Genomic DNA, 19,338 nt, shown 5'->3' on the forward strand with positions numbered 1-19,338 from the left:
CTCCACCTGCGGTTTCGTGCGGTCGGTGGCCGGTCGTGCGGTCAGTCGCCGTTCGTGGCGATGGTCTGGATCCGCTCGGCGGGGGTGGTGCCGAGCAGCGCCTTGCCGACCGCGCCCGCCACGTCCTCGACGCTCACCGGCTTCTTGGAGCCGTCGCCCCTGGCGACCAGGACACCGCTGAAGGTGTCGCCGTAGAGCTGCTTGAGGGCCGGCCGGTCGTAGTACGGCACGAGCTCGCCGTTGACCACCTTGAAGGACAGGAACTTCGGGATGGACTTCTGCGGGCTGAAGGAGACCGCGTGCGCGGCGTCCGTACGGACCGTCACCAGGCCCGACATCGCGGGCTCCGCGAACTGCTTCAGCACCCGGTCCACCGTGGCCTTGTCGACCTTCGGCTGCTGGGTGACGGCGGCCAGCGCCACCGGGGCGTCGGTACCGCCGGTGACGCGCTGGCGGTACGCCTCGGCGACCTTGTCCTTGGACGCCGCGACATCGATGGACTTGTACGGCGCGCCGTAGTGCGGCACCGCCTTGCCGTTCTCGAAGGTGATCCCGCCGTCCTTGGCGTCGCCGGCCGGTCCCGCCGCGTTCCGCAGCGCGATCTCCAGCTTCTCGTCGTCGACGATCATCGCGGGCTTGGCCGTGCGGGTACCGCCGAACAGCGAGCCGATGACGGAGACCGGGTTGTAGTCCCGGCCGGCCGCGTCGCGGACCGTCGTCTGCGCGTCGACGTCCAGACCGGCCTTGGCCGGGTCGAGGGTCTGCGGCTTGCCGTCGACGGTGAGCTTGAGCGGCTGGGTACGGCGGTCCTTGAGGGCCCCCTCCAGCGTCTTGACGGCGTCGTCCTTGGTGCTGCCGCCGATGTCCACGCCGAGCGCGGTGGTGCCGTTGGGCACGTCGCCGTGGTCGAGCAGCAGGCCCGCGCCGTACGCGAAACCGGCCAGGACCACGATGCCGACGCCCAGAAGGACGATCTTGCTGCGGCCCTTCTTGGGCGGGTTGATCGGCTCGGGGATCTTGGGGAGCGGGGCCGGGGCCGGGCTCTCGGCGCCGGCCGGCGGGAAGGGTGCGGGGGACGGCGGACCGTCGTCCGCGGAGATCGCCGGGATGCCGCTGACCAGGGTGTCGCCGGACAGCCGGTCCCGGGAGCCGCCGCTGCCGCCCTGCGCCGCACCGGCCTTGGTGCCGCCCTTGGGGCCGGACTTCGGGCCGCTCTTCAGGCCGCCGGGCGCCGTACCGTTCACGCCGCCCGGGGCACCGCCCACCATGCCGCCGAGGCCGCCGCCGGGACCCGTCGGCGCGGGCGCCTGCGGGGTGAGCAGCGCGGTGTCGTCGCCCACCGGGGCGGCGCCGCCCATGGCGGTGCCGCTGAGGCCGAGCGAGAGACCGGGCGGGGTGCCGCCGGACGCGGGGCCGGCCGTCGGGCCGCTCGGACCGGCGCCCGCGGGGGCGCCGAAGGGGCTGTCGAAGGGGCTGAGGTCGGGCGCGGGCCCGGTGGGGCCGTCGAACGGCGAGCCGCCACCGAGCGGGGCCGCGCCGTCGAACGGCGAGCCGCCGGCCTGGGGTGCTCCCCCGTCGAACGGCGAGCCGGCACCCGGCGGGCCCTGGCCGTCCGAGAAGTACGGCAGGTCGGGGCGGGGCGGGGGCGTCGCGCCGGACGGGCCGCGCGGCGGCGTCGGGCCGGTCGCGCTGAGCGGGGTCGGGGCCGGGTGGGCCCCGGTCGTCGACGACTGGCCGGCCGGCCCGGTCTGCGGCTTGCGCGGCGCGAACCAGTCGCTGGTCTTCTCGGCCGGACCGGCCGGACCGGCCGCGGGGGCCGCAGGGGCCTCGTCGGCCGGCGCTTCGGGGCGCGGGGTACTGGCGGTACGTTCCGCCTTCCGCTCGGTTCCACGAGCGGGGCGCGGCGTACCTGCGGGACCGGCGGAACCGCCGGAACCAGCTGATCCGTTCATGCCGGACTCCTCACCGACGGGCTTGCGCACGACGACCGGCGGGATGGGGCGCGACCCCGGAATGTTGATCTTGATCCGCGTCGTCAGCGTGGTCTCGGTCTTCGGCTCCTCCGGCCGGGCCGCGGCACCGGGCGCCGGCGCCTCGTCGGCATCTCCCCGGGGCGTGCCGTACGGCGGCGTGCCCGAGGGGTACGCGGCTGCGCCACGGCCTGGGAGGCCGGAGGACGAACTGTCAGATTCACGACTCAAAGCAGGTTCTCCCGGTTGGCTCCGCCGCTCGTCAGAGATGATCCCCGGCCTGACGCCGGCAGGTGCCCCCAGGGCGGCGCGGCGGCGCGCACCACCATACTGTCCGCCGCAGGCCGGCACCCTGGGAGCGTCCGGGCACCCCCGGCCCGGACGGACCCCCGGCAGCGGCGCAGGTCACCCGGTCCGGCACACCTTGCGTCCTGGTATGGGCCACGTCATCCGCCAACTCGGCCGTGCGCTACACCCGTAGCGCGCATCTGGGCCGCGGTGGTACAGATCACAGCCACCACGATGCCGCCCACCAGGAAGACATACGAGCCGGTCCCCGCCCCGAAGAGGAAATCGCCCTCCGGCCGGGTGTCGCTGATCAGCAGGAACACCGTCACCAGCCAGGCCGCGCCGGGCACCAGCGCACCGGCCGTGGTGCCGGTCGCCAGGGCGCCGCCGTGGAAGAGTCCGCCGAGGGCGAGCAGCGCCAGCACCAACCCGCCCGGGAACCACGCCGCTTGAACGAGCGCCCCGGCGATCGCCACCAGCACGCCCGCGACCAGCAACAGCGCATGCGTGCCCACCCGGGCCGGGGTGCTCTGCGGGGCCGGTTCGGGCGCCGGCGCCGCCGAGGCACCCGGCAGTGGCCCGGAGGTACCGCCCGCGCCCGCCCGCGCCCGCCGGGCACCGTTGCCCGCCGCCGCGCCGCCCTTCGCTCCACTCATGTCGCCGCCTCCTCGTTCCGGGCACTGCCCGCCGTCGCCGTGCTCCCGGATGTCCCCGCGACCCCCGCAAACAGATCGTCCTCGCGCTCGCCGTCCGCCGCACCCCGGACGCCGTGCACGAGCTGGTAGTGCTCGGTGGTGAACAGCGGCTGGCCCAGGTCGTTGGAGAGCGCGAAGAACGGCCCGTCGACCGCGACCTGGGTGGCGTGGGCGCGCATCGCCGCGGACTTCGCCGCCGCGTGTTCCGCGCGTGCCGTGATCGACGCGGCGATCTCGGCGTCCGGCACCACGCCCGGCACATCGTCCACGGAGGCCACTCCGGGGAAGGCATGGCCGGCCGCGCGCAGCTGCGCGAAGCCCTCCTCGGCCTCCGACCGGGCGTTGCAGTTCCAGTAGATTTTCCCGATCGCATACGACGCGCCAAGATCTGGCCGGAAGTCGGCCCGCGCGGCGAGCTCGGCGCCGCGCATCGCGACGCGGTGCGCCTGGATGTGGTCGGGATGGCCGTATCCGCCGTTCGGGTCATAGGTGACCAGAACCTGCGGCCGGACCTCCCGGATGACCGCCACCAGATGGGCGGCCGCCTCGTCGAGGCCGGCCCGCCAGAAGGCGGTCGGCCGGTCGTTCTGCGGGGCGCCCATCATCCCGGAGTCGCGGTAGCGGCCCGCTCCGCCGAGGAAGCGGTGGTCGGTGACGCCCAGGGCCGCCATCGCGGCGGCCAGCTCGACGGCGCGGTGCGGGCCCAGGGTGTCGTCGCGGTCGGGGGCGAGATGCGCGAGCTCGGGCGGGATGACCTCGCCCTCCTCGCCCAGGGTGCAGGTCACGAGCGTGACCAGCGCGCCCTCGGCCGCGTACCTGGCCATGGTGACGCCGTTGTTGATCGACTCGTCATCCGGGTGGGCATGCACCAGCAGCAGACGGCGGGCGGGTAGATCGGTCATGCAGACAGCGTACGAGCCGACCGCACCGTGCCCGGCACCCGAGGGCGGGCACGGCACAGCCGCCCGGCCACGGGGCCGGGCGGGCGGTCACGGTGCGGCGGCGGACCGGGCGGGAGCGGACCCGTCCGTCAGAACTTGATGCCTCCGAGCATCCCGGCGACGTTCGTCGTCAGCTGCTTGATCGTCGGAGCGATGGACGAGCTGGCCAGGTAGAAGCCCAGCAGCATGCAGACGAATGCATGCCCGCCCTTCAGTCCGGACTTCCTGACGAGCAGGACGACGATGATCACCAGCAGCAGCACCACCGAAATCGAGAGTGCCACGGCGGCTCACCTCCAAGTACGCACGGACCGGACAGAGTTGACGGGGCACGGACCGTGTCGATGGTCCCGCGTCCCGGGTATGCCAAGGGCTCTTTACCCAGTACCCACTACGCGTTACTCCGTACCCACCTACGCGCATGGGATCATAACTTTCCGAGCGCGCGCATATGTCGGTGCACGGAAGCAGAGCGGGGGCGCACACCGGTTTCGCGAAGGGCGGACACCACCCCGGCGAACCGCGGCCCGCCGTAGGCTCGGCGGCATGACCGGACAGCTCTCGTTTCCTCGGCAGCACGCGCGTACCCAGCGCTTCACGCTCGGCGCGCCACGCGACTACGCCGTCTCCCCCGACGGCGCGCGCGTCGTCTTCCTCCGCTCGCCGTCGGGCACCGACCGCGCCCAGCGGCTGTGGGTCCTGAACCTGAACGAGGGACGGGAGTTCGCCGCCGCCGACCCGTCGGCCCTGCTCGCCGGCGCCGACGAGGAGCTCTCCCCGCAGGAGCGGGCCCGCCGCGAGCGGACCCGCGAGGGCTCGGCCGGCATCATCGGCTACGCGGTGGACTCCGCCGTCGAGTTGGCGGCCTTCACCCTCTCCGGCCGGCTGTTCGTCTCCGAGCTACGGGCCGGTACGACACACGAACTCCCGGCCCGGGGACCGGTGGTGGACCCCCGGCCGTCGCCGGACGGCCGGTATGTCGCCTACGCGGCCGAGGGCCGACTGCGGGTGATCGCGGTCGACGGCGCGGCGGACGGGCACGGGGACCGCGCGCTGGCGGAGCCGGACGGGCCCGATGTCACCTGGGGCCTGGCCGAGTTCATCGCGGCCGAGGAGATGGCCCGTCACCGGGGCTTCTGGTGGTCGCCGGAGAGCGACCGGGTGCTGGCCGCGCGGGTGGACGAATCGCCCGTGCGGCGCTGGTGGATCGCCGACCCCGCGCATCCGGACCGCGAGCCCGCGCGGATCGCCTATCCGGCGGCCGGTACCCCCAACGCCAAGGTCACGCTGGCGTTCCTCGGGCTGGACGGCTCGCGGACGGACGTCGTCTGGGACACCGAGCGCTACCCCTATCTGGCGCGGGTCCACTGGTCCGCGGCCGGGCCGCCGCTCCTCCTGGTCCAGTCCCGCGACCAGCGCGCCCAGCGCTATCTCACGGTCGACACCGGGACCGGCGCCACCAGCACGGTGCACGCCGAGGAGGACGCGGTGTGGCTGGAGCTGTTCCCCGGGTCGCCCGCCTGGACGCCGGACGGCCGGCTCGTGCGGATCGCGGACGAGGGCGGCGCCCGGAAGCTGTTCGTCGGGGACCGCCCGCTGACCGCGGCGCCGCTGCACGTCCGCGCCGTGCTGGACATCGGCGAGGACGATGTGCTCTTCGCCGCCAGCGGCACCGAGGCGCACGACATCGGCGTCTACCGCGCCTGGTTCCGCGGCAGCGGCGACCAGGGCGGCTGGGAACGGGTCGGCGAGCGGCCGCATCCGACGGTCTCCTCGGCGGTGCGCTCCGGCGCGGTGGCGGTGCTGTCCCAGGCGTCCCTGGAGCGGCCCGGTGTCCGGGCGGAGGTGGTACGGCTGGACGCGGACGGCAGCGAGAAGACGCTCGCCACGATCGGTTCGTACGCCGAGGAGCCGGTACTGACCGCGCGTCCCCGGCTGGTCCTGGCGGGCGAGCGGGAGATCCCGTGCGCGGTGCTGCTGCCGTCCGGCTACACGGAGGGCGACGGTCCGCTGCCGGTGCTGCTGGACCCGTACGGCGGTCCGCACGGCCAGCGGGTGGTCGCCGCGCACAACGCGCATCTGACGTCCCAGTGGTTCGCCGACCAGGGGTTCGCGGTGCTCGTCGCGGACGGCCGGGGCACCCCGGGCCGCTCCCCCGCCTGGGAGAAGGCGGTCTCCAGGACCATCGCGGAGGTCGCGCTGGCGGATCAGGTGGCCGCCCTCCACGCACTGGCCGGATCCTTGCCCCTGGACCTGACGCGGGTCGCCATCCGGGGCTGGTCCTTCGGCGGCTATCTGGCGGCGCTGGCGGCGCTGCGCCGCCCGGACGTCTTCCACGCGGCCGTGGTGGGCGCGCCGGTGAGCGATCTGCGGCTGTACGACACCCACTACCAGGAGCGCTACCTCGGCCACCCGGACGAGGAGCCGGCGGTCTACGCCGCCAATTCGGTGATCACCGACGAGGGCCTTTCGGGGGCGGCGGACCAGCACCGCCCGATGCTGATCGTGCACGGTCTCGCGGACGACAACGTCGTCGTCGCGCACTCCCTGCGGCTGTCCTCGGCGCTGCTCGCGGCGGGCCGTCCGCACGAGGTGCTGCCGCTGTCCGGGGTGACCCATATGACGCCGCAGGAGCAGGTGGCGGAGAACCTGCTGCTCCTTCAGGTCGACTTCCTCAAGCGGCATCTGGGGATGGCCTGACACCGCGTCATCGCGTCCCTCACCGCCCCCGCCGATGACGCCGCCGCCCGCCCGCCTCTCGCGGGGCGGGCGGCGGCGTCGTTCCGGCGGGGGCCGCGTCGTCGTCAGGGGGCGCCGGCGGGCCCGGCGCGGCGGGGGGCGAACGGCGACCGGCCGGGGCGCTCGATGGCGTCCCGGCCGGTCCACGGCACCCGCACGGCCGTACGGTGTCCAGCATGCCGCGTCCGTATATCGGTGTTGCGACAGGCAAGTTGCCGTCTCGTTAACACAGTTGGTTGCGATATGTCTCCCATGCCGCATATCGCAGCCGGTTGTCAAGCACGCCTGTGCGTCAATCTGCGTAATGTTCGCTCAAGAAGCGGGCCACCTGCGCATCAGCACTCCTCATCCCCTTGACTCCGCCATAAATCACTTGCGAAAGTCCGCTCATCCAGCGGTACGAATCGGTGCCGCTTCACGTTCCAAGAGAACTCGGCGCGGGGGCACTTCGCGATGACTAGTCCATCCCAGACCTCGGCTACCAAGACCGACACCCCAGGGCTTGGCACCGATGGTCTGAAGAAGGAGAAGGACCACAAGGGCGGTGAGCTCGTCGGCCGTTCCCCCGGCCAACTGATGTGGACACGCTTCAAGCGCGACCGCACCGGAATGATCTGCGCGATCGTCGTGCTCGCGTTCTTCGCCATCTCCGCACTGGCTCCGGTCATCGCCAAGCTGTACGGGAAGAATCCGTACACGCTCTACGGCAACGACAATTTCAACCTGCTGGACGAGTTCGGCTATCCGGCGGCCCCCAACGGCGGCATCTCCGGCGACTTCTGGTTCGGCATCGAACCGTCGCTCGGCCGCGATGTGTTCACCCAGCTGCTGTACGGCATGCGCACCTCCCTGGGCATCTCGGTGGCGGTGACCATCCTGGTCGTCGTCACCGGCACCATCCTCGGTGTCACGGCCGGCTATGTGGGCGGCCGGACCGACTACTGGCTCGGCCGGGTCATCGACTTCCTGCTCGCCTTCCCCAGCCAGCTCACCTTCGTGGCGTTCATGCCCGTCGTCGTGGCGATCTTCGTGCCGCCGTCGGACGAGACCCCCACCTACATCCGGGTGACGGCACTGGTCATCGTCCAGTGGGCGCTCGGCTGGATGGGGCTGGCCCGTCTGCTGCGCGGCCAGGTGCTGTCGCTGCGCGAGCGCGAGTTCGTCGAGGCCGCGAGGATCACCGGCGCGTCCCCCTGGCGGATCATCCGCAAGGAACTGCTGCCCAACGTCGTCACCCCGATCCTCGTGCAGACCACCTACATGCTCCCGCTGTTCGTCACGGCGGAGGCCGGTCTGTCCTACCTGGGCGTCGGCATCATGGAGCCGACCCCGGACTGGGGCCGGATGTTCCACACGGCCGGCAGCGTGTACGAGAACGACCCGACCTACTTGCTCTTCCCCGGCGCCGCGATGGTGATCTTCGTGCTGTGCTTCAACCTTCTCGGGGACTCGGTCCGGGACGCCTTCGATCCCAAATCCGGGCGTTGACCGTCCATTTGAGGGGGGCTGCTGTCACCCCCGCGCCGGGCTGGTACCGGATGCGTCAGACAGCACATCTGGACAACAACTGACAGGCAGGTGCTTGGAACGTCATGAACACTCTCTCTACGCGCAGAGCACGCGCGGCGATCGTGGCCCTCGCGGCCGGCTCGCTCGCGCTGACCGGATGCAGCAGCGGCGGCAGCAGCAACGGCAAGGACAAGTCGAAGTCGGACAAGGACGCCGCGTCGCAGTCCACGGCGGTGGCGTTCGGCACCGCCGCCGAGTCCACCGGTCCTGCGCCCGCGGTGAAGGATGCCAAGTCCGGCGGCACCATCACCGTCTACCAGCGTGACAGCTTCAACCACCTCGACCCGGCGCAGATGTACGTCAGCGACATGAAGGTCCTGGCGAACCTGGTCTTCCGCGGTCTGACCAGCTTCCGGCAGGACGACAGCGGCAAGCAGACGGTGGTCGGCGACCTCGCCACCGACTCCGGCCAGATGTCGGACGGTGGCAAGACCTGGAAGTACACGCTCAAGGACGGCGTCAAGTTCGAGGACGGCAAGCCGATCACCTCGGCCGACATCCGCCACACCATCGAGCGCACCTACGCCAAGTTCATCACCGACGGTCCCACCTATGTGCAGCAGTGGCTGTCGGGCAAGGGCACCGCGTACCGCAAGGCGCTGCCGGACGGTCCGTACAAGGGTGACCACCTGCCCAAGACGGTGCTGGACACCCCGGATGACAAGACCATCATCTTCCACTTCAACGAGCCGCAGTCGCAGCTCCCGTACGCGCTGACCATGCCGGGCTACAGCGTGGTCCCGGACAGTGCGAAGGACACCCAGGACAAGTACGACGTCGCGCCGGTGTGCACGGGTCCGTACAAGATCGCCTCGTTCAAGTCGGGCAAGTCCATGAAGCTGGTGAAGAACACCAACTGGGACCCGAAGACCGACGCGATGCGCCACCAGTACGCCGACGGCTTCGACATCAGCTTCAACCACCAGGCGTCGGACTCCACCAAGCGTCTGGAGGCCGACCAGGGCGAGGCCAAGAACGCGATCAGCTTCAGCAACGCGGTGGACCCGACGCTGACCAAGCAGGTGCTGGACGACCCCAACGCCAGCAAGCGTCTGGTGCAGGGCTACCAGCCCTACGTCTGGCAGATGAACATGAACATGGACCGCCTCAAGGACAAGAAGATCCGCGACGCGATCACCTACGCGCTGCCGAACGGCCAGATCGTCCGGGTCAACGGCGGCAGCTACGGCGGTGAGATCGCGGGCGGTCTGCTCGCCCCGACCGTCGCCGGTTACGAGAAGGGCTACGACCCCTACGGCAAGCTGAGCCACCCGAACGGCGAGCCGGAGAAGGCCAAGAAGCTCCTCCAGGAGGCGGGCAAGACGGGCATGAAGCTCGTCTACGCGTACTCCAACACCGAGGCCCGCCAGAAGGAAGCCGTCGTCATCGTCGACGCGCTGAACAAGGCCGGCTTCGACGTGCAGAAGAAGGAGGTCGACTCGGCCTCCTGGTACGAGCAGATGGGCAAGGTCGACAACGGCTTCGACATCTACATGACCGGCTGGGGCCAGGACTGGGCCGACGCGTCGACCGTGATCCCGCCGTCGTACGACGGCACCCAGATCCAGGACGGCTCCTCGAACTACTCGCACATCAACGACCCGCACGTGAACTCCGAGATCGCGCGCATCAGCAAGCTCACGGACGTCACGAAGGCGACCACGGAGTGGCAGAAGCTGCACAAGTACATCGTGGAGAAGGTCAACCCGGCCGCCCCGGTGTTCTACACCAAGACGCTCCAGCTGTACGGCTCCAACATCGGCGGTGCCCGCTACAGCAGCGACATCAGCTACATGGACCCGAACACGCTGTTCCTCAAGAAGTAGGCACTTCACCAGGTATCGCAGAAGGCACCCCGGAGAGCGCGCGTACGGCGGAGCGCGCGCCCTCCGGGGCCTTCCCCGCCACCCCTCACACCCACTGCCGCCGCCGTCCTGAGAGCAGCGAACTGCCATGCTTCAATTCCTATTTCGCCGGACGTTCGGCGCGGTCGTCACCCTCATCCTGCTGAGCGCCTTCACCTTCTTCGTGTTCTTCTCCGTGGGCGACCCGGCACTGATGTCCTGCGGCAAGAACTGCACCGCGGACAACATCGCCCTGATCCACCAGAACCTCGGCCTCGACAAGCCCCTGCCGACGCAGTACTGGGACTTCCTCGCGGGCATCTTCACCGGCCGCGACTACAGCATCGGCCACTGCAGCGCCCCCTGCTTCGGCTACTCCTTCGCCACCAAGCAGGACGTCTGGTCGACCCTGATGGACCGGCTGCCGACCACAGCGTCGCTGGCCCTCGGCGGTGCCATCGCCTTCCTGGTGATCGGCCTGGGTGCCGGCCTGCTCGCCGCCTGGAAGCGCGGCACGGCACTGGACAAGGCCGTCACCGGCGTGTCCATGGTCCTCAGTTCGGTGCAGATCTACATCCTCGGCCCGATCGTGCTCGGCATCTTCGTCTACAGCGGTGTGATGGCCTCGCCGAAGTACGTGCCCTTCGCCAGCAGCCCCGGCGGCTGGTTCATGGGCCTGCTGCTGCCCTGGCTGGTGATGGCGACGATCTTCACCGCGCAGTACACGCGTATGTCGCGCTCGACGATGATCGAGCAGCTCCAGGAGGAGCACGTCCGCACGGCCAAGGCCAAGGGCATGCCCGCGCGTTATGTCTTCCTGCGCTACGCCTGGCGCGGTTCGCTGATCCCCATCGTCACCATCCTCGGCATGGACCTGGGGTCGCTGTTCGGCGGCGCCATGATCACCGAGTTCACCTTCTCGCTGGCGGGCATCGGCCGGCTGGCGATCAACTCCGTCACCACCCTCGACCTGCCCATGGTGCTGGGCGTGCTGATCTTCAGCGCGGCCCTGATCCTGGTGTTCAACATCATCGTGGATGCGACGTACGCCTTCATCGACCCGCGCGTGCGCCTGTCCTAGGAGAGCCTGAAGTGACCACACTCACCACGACCGAGGGCACGCCGGTCCCGACCGGATCGGACCCCTTCCTCGCCGTCCGCGACCTGCACGTGCGGTTCTCCACCGAGGACGGCATCGTCAAGGCGGTCGACGGCCTCTCCTTCGATCTGGAACGCGGCAAGACGCTCGGTATCGTCGGCGAGTCGGGATCCGGCAAGTCCGTCACCAACCTCGCCGTTCTGGGGCTGCACAACCCCAAGTCCACCGAGATCACGGGCGATATCACCCTGGACGGCGAGGAGCTGACCAGGGCCCGGGAGAAGTCCCTGGAGAAGCTCCGCGGCAACAAGATGGCCATGATCTTCCAGGACGCGCTCACCGCGCTGTCGCCGTACTACACGGTCGGCCGGCAGATCGCGGAGCCGTTCATCAAGCACACCGGCGCGAGCAAGCGCGAGGGCCGGCAGCGCGCGATCGAGATGCTGACCAAGGTCGGTATCCCGCAGCCGAACCTGCGGGTGGACGACTACCCGCACCAGTTCTCCGGCGGTATGCGCCAGCGCGCGATGATCGCCATGTCGCTGGTCTGCAACCCCGAGCTGCTGATCGCGGACGAGCCGACCACCGCCCTGGACGTCACCGTCCAGGCGCAGATCCTGGACCTGCTCAAGGACCTCCAGCAGGAGTTCGGCTCCGCGATCATCCTGATCACCCACGACCTCGGGGTGGTCGCCAACATCGCGGACGACCTGCTGGTGATGTACGCGGGCCGGGCCGTGGAGCGCGGCTCCGTCAAGGAGATCCTCACCCGGCCCCAGCACCCGTACACCTGGGGCCTGCTCAGCTCCATGCCGCGGCTCTCCTCGGACGTCAGCGAGTCGCTGCACCCGATCCCCGGCACCCCGCCGAGCCTGCTCAACCCGCCCTCGGGCTGCGCCTTCCACCCCCGCTGCGGCTTCACCGACGAGGTCGGCGGCGCGCGCTGCACCGACGAGCGGCCGCAGCTGCCGCTCGGCCGGGCCGCCGCGTGCCACCTCAGCGCCGAGCAGAAGCAGACCCTCTTCACCGAGCAGATCAAGCCCCGGCTGGGCTAGGGAGCCACCACCATGACAGAGAACGTCACCCTCCCCGCGCCCCGCGACGCCGCGCCCACGCCGGGTGAGCCCCTGCTCACCGCCGAGGGGCTGACCAAGCACTTCCCGATCTACGGCGGCTTCCCGTTCAAGCGGAAGGTCGGCGCGGTCCAGGCGGTCGACGGCGTCGACCTGACGGTGCACGCGGGCGAGAGCTTCGGCCTGGTCGGCGAGTCGGGCTGCGGCAAGTCCACCACCGGGCGGCTGCTCACCCGGCTCATGGAGCCGACCTCCGGCAAGATCACCTACGCGGGCCAGGACATCACCCACGCCAAGCGCAAGGAACTCGCGCCGGTCCGCTCCGAGATCCAGATGATCTTCCAGGACCCGTACGCCTCGCTGAACCCGCGGCAGACGGTCGGCACCATCATCGGCGGCCCGATGGAGATCAACGGGATCAACCCGCCCGGCGGCCGGGAGAAGCGGGTCCGCGAACTCCTGGAGACCGTGGGCCTCAACCCGGAGCACTACAACCGCTTCCCGCACGAGTTCTCCGGCGGCCAGCGCCAGCGCATCGGCGTGGCCCGTGCGCTCGCCCTGGAGCCGAAGCTGATCGTCGCGGACGAACCGGTCTCCGCGCTGGACGTCTCCATCCAGGCGCAGGTCGTCAACCTGCTCCAGCAGCTCCAGCGTGACCTGGGCATCGCCTTCCTCTTCATCGCCCATGACCTGGCGATCGTGCGGCACTTCAGCGAGCGGGTCGCGGTGATGTACCTCGGCAAGATCGTCGAGGTGGGCACCCGGGACGAGATCTACCACCGGCCGCGTCACCCGTACACCCACGCGCTGCTCTCGGCCGTCCCCGAGGCCAAGCTCGTGGAGTCCGACGAGGAGGACCGCGAGCGCATCCGGCTCGCCGGCGACGTGCCCTCCCCCGTCAACCCGCCGTCCGGCTGCCGGTTCCGTACCCGCTGCTGGAAGGCGCAGGACAAATGCGCATCGGAGGCGCCGCCGCTCGTCCAGATCACCGGGAACCCGGCGGGCCATCTCACCGCCTGCCACTTCCCCGAAGAACCGACGACCGCGGCGCGGGACGAGGACATCATCCTCGACCCCGCACTGGCCGCGATCGAGGAGGCGCCGGCCGCGCCGTCCGGTAAGGACGGCGAGGCCGACAAGACCCCTTGACCCGGTCTCAACAAGCCTCCGTTCGGAGCCAGGGCCCGCCTCCCACACCCCAGCACCACGGGAGGCGGGCCCTGGCCTGTGTGCACCGCCGCGCTACGTCCGGTCGCTCCCCACCACCTGCCGCTCCGCCGCGAAATGGCAGGCCGAGGGGTGGCGGGCCGGTCCTTCGGTGTCGCGGAACGCGGCGGGTACGTCCAGCGGCGGGACCACGTCGGCGCACTTCTGCTCGGCCTTCCAGCAGCGGGTGCGAAAGCGGCAGCCGGACGGCGGGTTCGCCGGGGAGGGGACGTCGCCGGTCAGCAGGATGCGCGTGCGGCCCTCGCGGGCCTGCGGGTCGGGGACGGGGACGGCGGAGAGCAGCGCCTGGGTGTAGGGGTGGGTCGGGTGGTCGTAGATCTGCTCGTCGGTGCCGGTCTCGGCCATCCTGCCGAGGTACATCACCGCGACCCGGTCGGAGATGTGCCGGACGACGGACAGATCGTGCGCGATGAAGACGTAGGAGAGGTCGAACTCGTCCTGGAGGCGCTCCAGGAGGTTGACGACCTGCGCCTGGACGGAGACGTCCAGCGCGGAGACCGGCTCGTCGGCGACGATGATCTCCGGCCGGAGGGCCAGGCCGCGGGCGATGCCGATGCGCTGGCGCTGGCCGCCGGAGAACTGGTGCGGATAGCGGTTGACGTACTCGGGGTTGAGACCGACGACGTCGAGGAGGTCCTGCACCTTGCGGCGCCGGTCGCCCTTCGGTGCCACCTCGGGGTGGATCTCGTACGGCTCGCCGATGATGTCGCCGACCGTCATCCGGGGGTTGAGCGAGGTGTACGGGTCCTGGAAGACCATCTGGATGTTGCGGCGGACGGCCTTCAGCGCGCGGCCGGACAGCTCGGTGATGTCCTGGCCCTGGTAGCGGATCCGGCCGGCCGTCGGGCGCTCCAGGCCGACCAGCAGCCTGGCCACCGTCGACTTGCCGCAGCCCGATTCGCCGACGATGCCCAGCGTCTCGCCCTTGCGCAGCGTGAACGACACACCGTCCACCGCGCGGACGGCGCCGACCTGTTTGCGGAAGACGATGCCCCGGGTGAGGGGGTAGTGCTTGACGAGGTCGCGGACCTCCAGGATCGGCTCGCGGGGGCCGGCGGGCGGCCGGGACGGTTCAGCCATGGAGCGTCTCCTTCCAGAAGTGGCAGGCGCTGGTCCGGCCGGGAGCCACCTCGGCGAGCGGCGGCAGTTCGCTGCGGCAGATGCCCTGGGCCAGCGGACAGCGGGGGTGGAACGGGCAACCCGGCGGAATGGCCGTCAGGTTGGGCGGCAGGCCCTTGATCGCGTACAGCTCCCGGCCCTTGTGGTCCAGGCGCGGGATGGAGTCGAGCAGTCCGCGGGTGTAGGGGTGCGCGGGCGCCCGGTAGAGGTCGTGGACGGGTGCGGTCTCGACGATCCGGCCCGCGTACATCACCGCGATGGTGTCGGCGACGTCCGCGACCACCCCGAGGTCATGGGTGATCAGGATCAGGCCCATGGTGAACTCCCGCTGGAGCTCGGCGAGCAGATCCATCACCTGCGCCTGGACGGTCACATCGAGGGCCGTCGTCGGCTCGTCCGCGATGATCAGATCCGGCTCCAGGGCCAGCGCCATCGCGATCATGATGCGCTGGCGCATCCCGCCGGAGAACTGGTGCGGATAGTCCCCGGCCCGGTCCCGGGCGGCGGGGATGCCGACCCGCCGCATCAGCTCCACGGCCTGGTCGCGGGCGCGCCGGCGCGGCATCTTCCGGTGGACCTCGTACATCTCGCCGAGCTGCGCGCCGACGGAGAGCACCGGGTTCAGCGCGGAGAGCGCGTCCTGGAAGATCATCGCCAGCTTCGCGCCGCGGACCCTGCGCCGCTCCTCGCGGCTCAGCTTCAGCAGATCGCGCCCCTGGAAGAGGATCTCGCCGCCGGTGACGAACCCGGGCGGCGAGTCGAGAATGCCCATCACGGCCTGTGCGGTGACGGACTTGCCGGAGCCGGACTCGCCCAGCACGGCGAGCGTCTCGCCCGCCGCGACGCGGTAGCTGACGCCGTTGACGGCCTTCGCGACGCCGTCCCGGGTGCGGAACTCGACGTGCAGATCGCGGACTTCGAGCAGCGGGGCGCCGTGCTCGTCGGCGGGTACGGGTCCGGGGTGCGGCCCCGTCTCGTCGGTGGTGGTCGTCATCGGCCCGCTCCTCAGCGCAGCTTGGGGTCGAGGGCGTCGCGCACCGCGTCGCCCAGCATGATGAACGCCAGCACCGTGACGCTCAGGGCTCCCGCGGGCCACAGCAGCATGTGCGGGGAGTTGCGGACGTAGGTGGACGCGGCGGAGATGTCGATGCCCCACGAGACGGTGGGCGGTTTCAGGCCCGCGCCGAGGAAGGAGAGCGTGGCCTCCAGCGCGATGTAGGTGCCCAGCGCGATGGTGGCGACGACGATGACCGGCGCGACGGCGTTCGGCGCGATATGCCGCAGCAGCATCCGCCCGTTGCCCGCGCCCAGCGCCCGCGCGGCCTGGACGTAGTCGTTCTGCTTGGCGGTGACGACGGAGCCGCGGGCGATCCGGGCGATCTGCGGCCAGCCCAGCAGCACGATGAAGCCGATCACCGGCCAGACGGTGGAGCTGGTGACGACGGAGAGGAAGACCAGGCCGCCGAGGAGGATCGGGATGCCGAAGAAGATGTCGGCCAGCCGGGAGAGCAGCACGTCCCACCAGCCCCCGAAGAATCCGGCGACACTGCCCAGCAGGCTGCCCAGCAGCGCGGCGCCCGCGGTGGCGCAGACGCCGACGGTGATGGAGGCGCGGGCGCCGTAGATCACCCGGGTGTAGACGTCCCGGCCCTGGGTGTCGTAGCCGAAGGGGTGGCCGGCCTCCGGGCCCTGCTGCGCCTTGGCCAGATCCGCGCGGTACGGGTTGCCGTCGGCGATCAGCTGCGGCCAGATCGCGATGATCACCAGGAAGACGATGACCAGCGCGGAGACCACGAAGACCGGATTGCGGCGCAGATCGTGCCAGGCGTCGCTCCACAGGCTGCGGGCGCGGGCACCGGGCGCGCCGCCGGGCGGCCCCGCGCCGGGTGCCGTCGCCAGCGACTCCGCCTCGCCGATGGCCAGTGCGGCGGTGCCGCCGTCGCCGTGGGTGACGGCTTCTCGGGGGACGTACGGCTCAGGCATAGCGGATCCTCGGGTCGAGGACGGCGTAGAGGAGGTCGACGAGGAGGTTCGCGGCGAGGAAGACCAGCACCAGGATCGTCACGAAGCCCACGACGGTCGGTGAGTTCTGCCGGAGGATGCCCTGGTAGAGCTGGAATCCGACGCCGTGGATATTGAAGATCCGCTCGGTGACGATCGCGCCGCCCATCAGCGCACCGATATCGGTACCGATGAAGGTGACGACCGGGATCAGTGAATTGCGCAGCAGATGGCGGGTGACGACCCGGCGCCGGGGCAGCCCTTTCGCCACGGCGGTGCGGACGTAGTCGGCGCGGGCGTTCTCCGCGATGGAGGTCCGGGTCAGCCGGGTCACATACGCGAGTGAGACCAGCGCCAGCACCAGTCCCGGCAGCAGGAGTTCGTTCACCGGGGCGTCGGGTGAGACGGCGGGGGTGGCCCATTGCCATTTCACCCCGAACAGGAATTGCAGCACATAGCCGCTGACGAAGGTCGGGATGGAGACCACGACCAGGGTGAACACCAGGACCGTGGTGTCGATGCCCCGCCCCCGCCGCAGCCCGCTGAAGACTCCCAGCACGATGCCCACGATCATTTCGATGACGATGGCGACGAGCGTGAGCCGCAGGGTGACGGGAAAGGCCGTCGCCATGAGTTCGGTGACCGGCTGGCCGTTGAACGCGGTGCCGAAATTCCCCTGGAAGATCTGCGCCATGTAGTGCGGATACTGTTTCCACAGCGGCTGGTCGAGATAGAGATCGGCGCGGATCTGTGCGGCGGTGGCGGGATCGGAGGCCCGGTCGCCGAACATCGCGGCCACGGGATCGCCCAGCGCGTACACCATGAGGAAGATCAGGAACGTGCTGCCGATGAACACCGGGATCATCTGGAGCAGCCGCCGGATCACATAGCGTCCCATGATTGCTCCGGGTTCTGGGGAACGGTCGGTGGGGCGCCGTGGGCCCTGCCGTCACTTGACCTTGATGTCGCTGTAGACGGGCACGCTGAAGGGGTTCAGCGACACATTGCTGATCCGGTCGGAATAGCCGCCGCTGCCGTTCTGGTACCAGAGCGGAATGGTCGGCATCTGCGCGGCGAGTATCTTCTGGGCGTCCTGGAACTTCGCGATGGCCGCGCTCTTGTCCGTCGCGGCATTCGCCTCGTTGACGAGTCTGTCGAAGCCCGCGTTGCTGAATTTTCCGTCGTTGGAGGAGGCGTTGGTGTAGTACATCGGTTGCAGGAAGTTCTGGATCAGCGGGTAGTCCATCTGCCAGCCGGCGCGGAACGGGCCGGACATCTGCTTCCGGCTGATCCTGTTGCGGAAGTCCGCGAATGTCCCGACCGGGGCGCCGACGCACGCCTTGTCGTTGTCCAGCGAGGTGTTGATGCTGTTGCAGACCGCGTCCACCCAGTCCTTGTGCGACCCGGTGTCGGCGTTGTAGCTGATGGTCATCTTCCCGCCGGGCAGCCCGCCGCCCTCCTCGACCAGCTGTTTGGCCTTGGCCGCGTCGAAGGCGCAGGCGTCACCGCAGAGCCCCGCCTGGTAGCCGCCCGCCGCCTTCAGCACCGGTGAGGTCCAGTCCGTCGCAGGCGTCCGCGTCTTCTGGAAGATCTCGTCGGTGATCTGCGCGCGGTCGATCGCCATCGAGATACCGCGCCGCACCTTCTCCTTGCCCGCGCCACCCCAGTCCGCGTCGTACATCGGGAAGGTGAGGGTCTGGATGATCCCGGCGGGCTGGTTGATATAGCGCTTTCCGAGGTCGGTCTTGACATTCTTGAGCTGGGCGGCCGGCACATCGTCGACGAGATCGAGATTGCCCGCCTGGAGATCGGTGTAGGCGGTGTTGTTGTCGGTGTAGACCCGCAGGTCGATGCCGCCGTTCTGCGCCTTGTCCGGCCCCGGGTACCCGTTCCATTTGCGCATCTTCAGGACGGAGCCCCTGGTGTACGACGCCACGGTGTACGGCCCGTTGCCGACCGGCTGCTTCAGCCATTCGGCATGCTCCGAGAAGAACGTCCGCGGCAGCGGCATGAAGGCCGAGTAGCCGAGCGTGTCCGGCCAGCTGGAGAACTTCTGGTGGAGCTTCACCGTGAAGGTCCGGTCGTCCTGCACCGTCAGCCCGGACAGCGTCTTCGCCTTCGCCGCGCCGCTCTCCGGGTGCACCTGGTCGAAGCCGTCGATGTACTGGAAGAACGCCGCGTTCTTCTGCTTGTTGTCCAGCAGCGCGCCGTAGTTCCACGCGTCCACGAACGATTTCGCGGTGACCTTCTCCCCGTTGCTGAAGGTCCAGCCGTCCTTCAGTTTCACGGTGTAGTGCTGCGAGTCCTTCGTATCGATCCGGTCCGCGAGGACATTCTCGGCGGCGCCGGTTTTCGGGTCGTACCGCCTGAGCCCCCGGAAGAGCATTTCCAGGACCTTTCCGCCCTGGACCTCATTGGTGTTGGCGGGCTCCAGCGGATTCTGCGGATCGCCCCAGGAGGCGCTGACGATCCCGGCACCGTCCGAGCCGCTGGTCCCCCCGCCGCCGCAGGCGGTGGCCGCGAGGGCGCCCGCCGCCACCCAGATGCCCCACTTCGCGCGCGAGGTTCTCCGCATGGCAGCGCCTCCTCAGGTCCGGGTCCGCGGTTGCACTTAGGCGATATCAGAACGCACAGGGTGACATCGCGCACTTCAGCGGCGACCGCCGCTGCTCCGGACCCCGGAGAAACCCCCCGGATGCCCGATCGGCCGCCACCGGCGACCGCGCCGCCGTACACCCTTCCGGTCGCAGACCGGGGCCACCCGTCGAACAAT

The 19,338-nt window shown here is 70.2% G+C and carries 15 protein-coding genes; 6 read left to right on the plus strand and 9 right to left on the minus strand.

Annotated features, from left to right (window positions below; all coding sequences use genetic code 11):
* Positions 1-41: 41 nt before the first annotated feature.
* From ACLJWH_RS09615 to ACLJWH_RS09630, 4 genes are all read right to left on the minus strand, one after another.
* Entirely contained in the window at positions 42-1,952 is a 1,911-nt protein-coding gene (locus ACLJWH_RS09615) for a hypothetical protein (protein WP_411141168.1), read from the minus strand.
* 464 nt (positions 1,953-2,416) lie between these two features.
* Positions 2,417-2,914 (minus strand): DUF6113 family protein, encoded by a 498-nt coding sequence (locus ACLJWH_RS09620; protein ID WP_411141169.1) that lies wholly within the window; start codon positions 2,912-2,914, stop codon positions 2,417-2,419.
* Entirely contained in the window at positions 2,911-3,855 is a 945-nt protein-coding gene (gene mshB / locus ACLJWH_RS09625) for an N-acetyl-1-D-myo-inositol-2-amino-2-deoxy-alpha-D-glucopyranoside deacetylase (protein ID WP_411141170.1), read from the minus strand. The genes ACLJWH_RS09620 and mshB overlap by 4 nt, the downstream gene beginning before the upstream one ends.
* Positions 3,856-3,983: 128 nt before the next feature.
* The gene (locus ACLJWH_RS09630) at positions 3,984-4,178 is read right to left on the minus strand and encodes a hypothetical protein (RefSeq protein ID WP_052861700.1); all 195 of its coding nucleotides are present in this window, start codon (positions 4,176-4,178) and stop codon (positions 3,984-3,986) included.
* 262 nt (positions 4,179-4,440) lie between these two features.
* Between ACLJWH_RS09630 and ACLJWH_RS09635 the strand changes: the two genes are divergently transcribed.
* From ACLJWH_RS09635 to ACLJWH_RS09660, 6 genes are all read left to right on the plus strand, one after another.
* Complete coding sequence (locus tag ACLJWH_RS09635; RefSeq protein ID WP_411141171.1) at positions 4,441-6,594, plus strand: prolyl oligopeptidase family serine peptidase; 2,154 nt, start codon at positions 4,441-4,443, stop codon at positions 6,592-6,594.
* 492 nt (positions 6,595-7,086) lie between these two features.
* Complete coding sequence (locus ACLJWH_RS09640; RefSeq protein ID WP_411141172.1) at positions 7,087-8,121, plus strand: ABC transporter permease; 1,035 nt, start codon at positions 7,087-7,089, stop codon at positions 8,119-8,121.
* 104 nt (positions 8,122-8,225) lie between these two features.
* Positions 8,226-10,028, plus strand: a complete 1,803-nt coding sequence (locus tag ACLJWH_RS09645) for an ABC transporter substrate-binding protein (protein WP_411141173.1) — start codon at positions 8,226-8,228, stop codon at positions 10,026-10,028.
* 127 nt (positions 10,029-10,155) lie between these two features.
* Positions 10,156-11,127 carry an ABC transporter permease gene (locus tag ACLJWH_RS09650; protein ID WP_411141174.1) on the plus strand — a complete coding sequence of 324 codons (972 nt, stop codon included), beginning with the start codon at positions 10,156-10,158 and terminating at the stop codon, positions 11,125-11,127.
* Positions 11,128-11,138: 11 nt separating this feature from the next.
* The gene (locus ACLJWH_RS09655; protein WP_411141175.1) at positions 11,139-12,200 is read left to right on the plus strand and encodes an ABC transporter ATP-binding protein; all 1,062 of its coding nucleotides are present in this window, start codon (positions 11,139-11,141) and stop codon (positions 12,198-12,200) included.
* A 12-nt stretch (positions 12,201-12,212) separates the two neighbouring features.
* Entirely contained in the window at positions 12,213-13,367 is a 1,155-nt protein-coding gene (locus tag ACLJWH_RS09660) for an ABC transporter ATP-binding protein (RefSeq protein ID WP_411141176.1), read from the plus strand.
* A 93-nt stretch (positions 13,368-13,460) separates the two neighbouring features.
* Here ACLJWH_RS09660 and ACLJWH_RS09665 read toward each other — a convergent pair whose 3' ends face one another.
* The 5 genes from ACLJWH_RS09665 to ACLJWH_RS09685 are packed head-to-tail and all read right to left on the minus strand — an operon-like array spanning position 13,461 to position 19,140.
* A complete protein-coding gene (locus tag ACLJWH_RS09665; RefSeq protein ID WP_411141177.1) occupies positions 13,461-14,525 on the minus strand; it encodes an ABC transporter ATP-binding protein in 1,065 nt (354 codons plus the stop codon).
* A complete protein-coding gene (locus tag ACLJWH_RS09670; protein ID WP_411141178.1) occupies positions 14,518-15,558 on the minus strand; it encodes an ABC transporter ATP-binding protein in 1,041 nt (346 codons plus the stop codon). Before ACLJWH_RS09670 ends, ACLJWH_RS09665 begins: the two co-directional genes overlap by 8 nt.
* Positions 15,559-15,569: 11 nt before the next feature.
* Positions 15,570-16,547 (minus strand): ABC transporter permease, encoded by a 978-nt coding sequence (locus ACLJWH_RS09675; protein ID WP_411141179.1) that lies wholly within the window; start codon positions 16,545-16,547, stop codon positions 15,570-15,572.
* The gene (locus ACLJWH_RS09680) at positions 16,540-17,463 is read right to left on the minus strand and encodes an ABC transporter permease (protein WP_411141180.1); all 924 of its coding nucleotides are present in this window, start codon (positions 17,461-17,463) and stop codon (positions 16,540-16,542) included. The genes ACLJWH_RS09675 and ACLJWH_RS09680 overlap by 8 nt, the downstream gene beginning before the upstream one ends.
* 51 nt (positions 17,464-17,514) lie before the next feature.
* A complete protein-coding gene (locus tag ACLJWH_RS09685; protein ID WP_411141181.1) occupies positions 17,515-19,140 on the minus strand; it encodes an ABC transporter substrate-binding protein in 1,626 nt (541 codons plus the stop codon).
* Positions 19,141-19,338 lie beyond the last annotated feature (198 nt).

The sequence above is a fragment of the Streptomyces sp. x-80 genome, from assembly GCF_046549095.1.
GTDB lineage: Bacteria > Actinomycetota > Actinomycetes > Streptomycetales > Streptomycetaceae > Streptomyces > Streptomyces celluloflavus.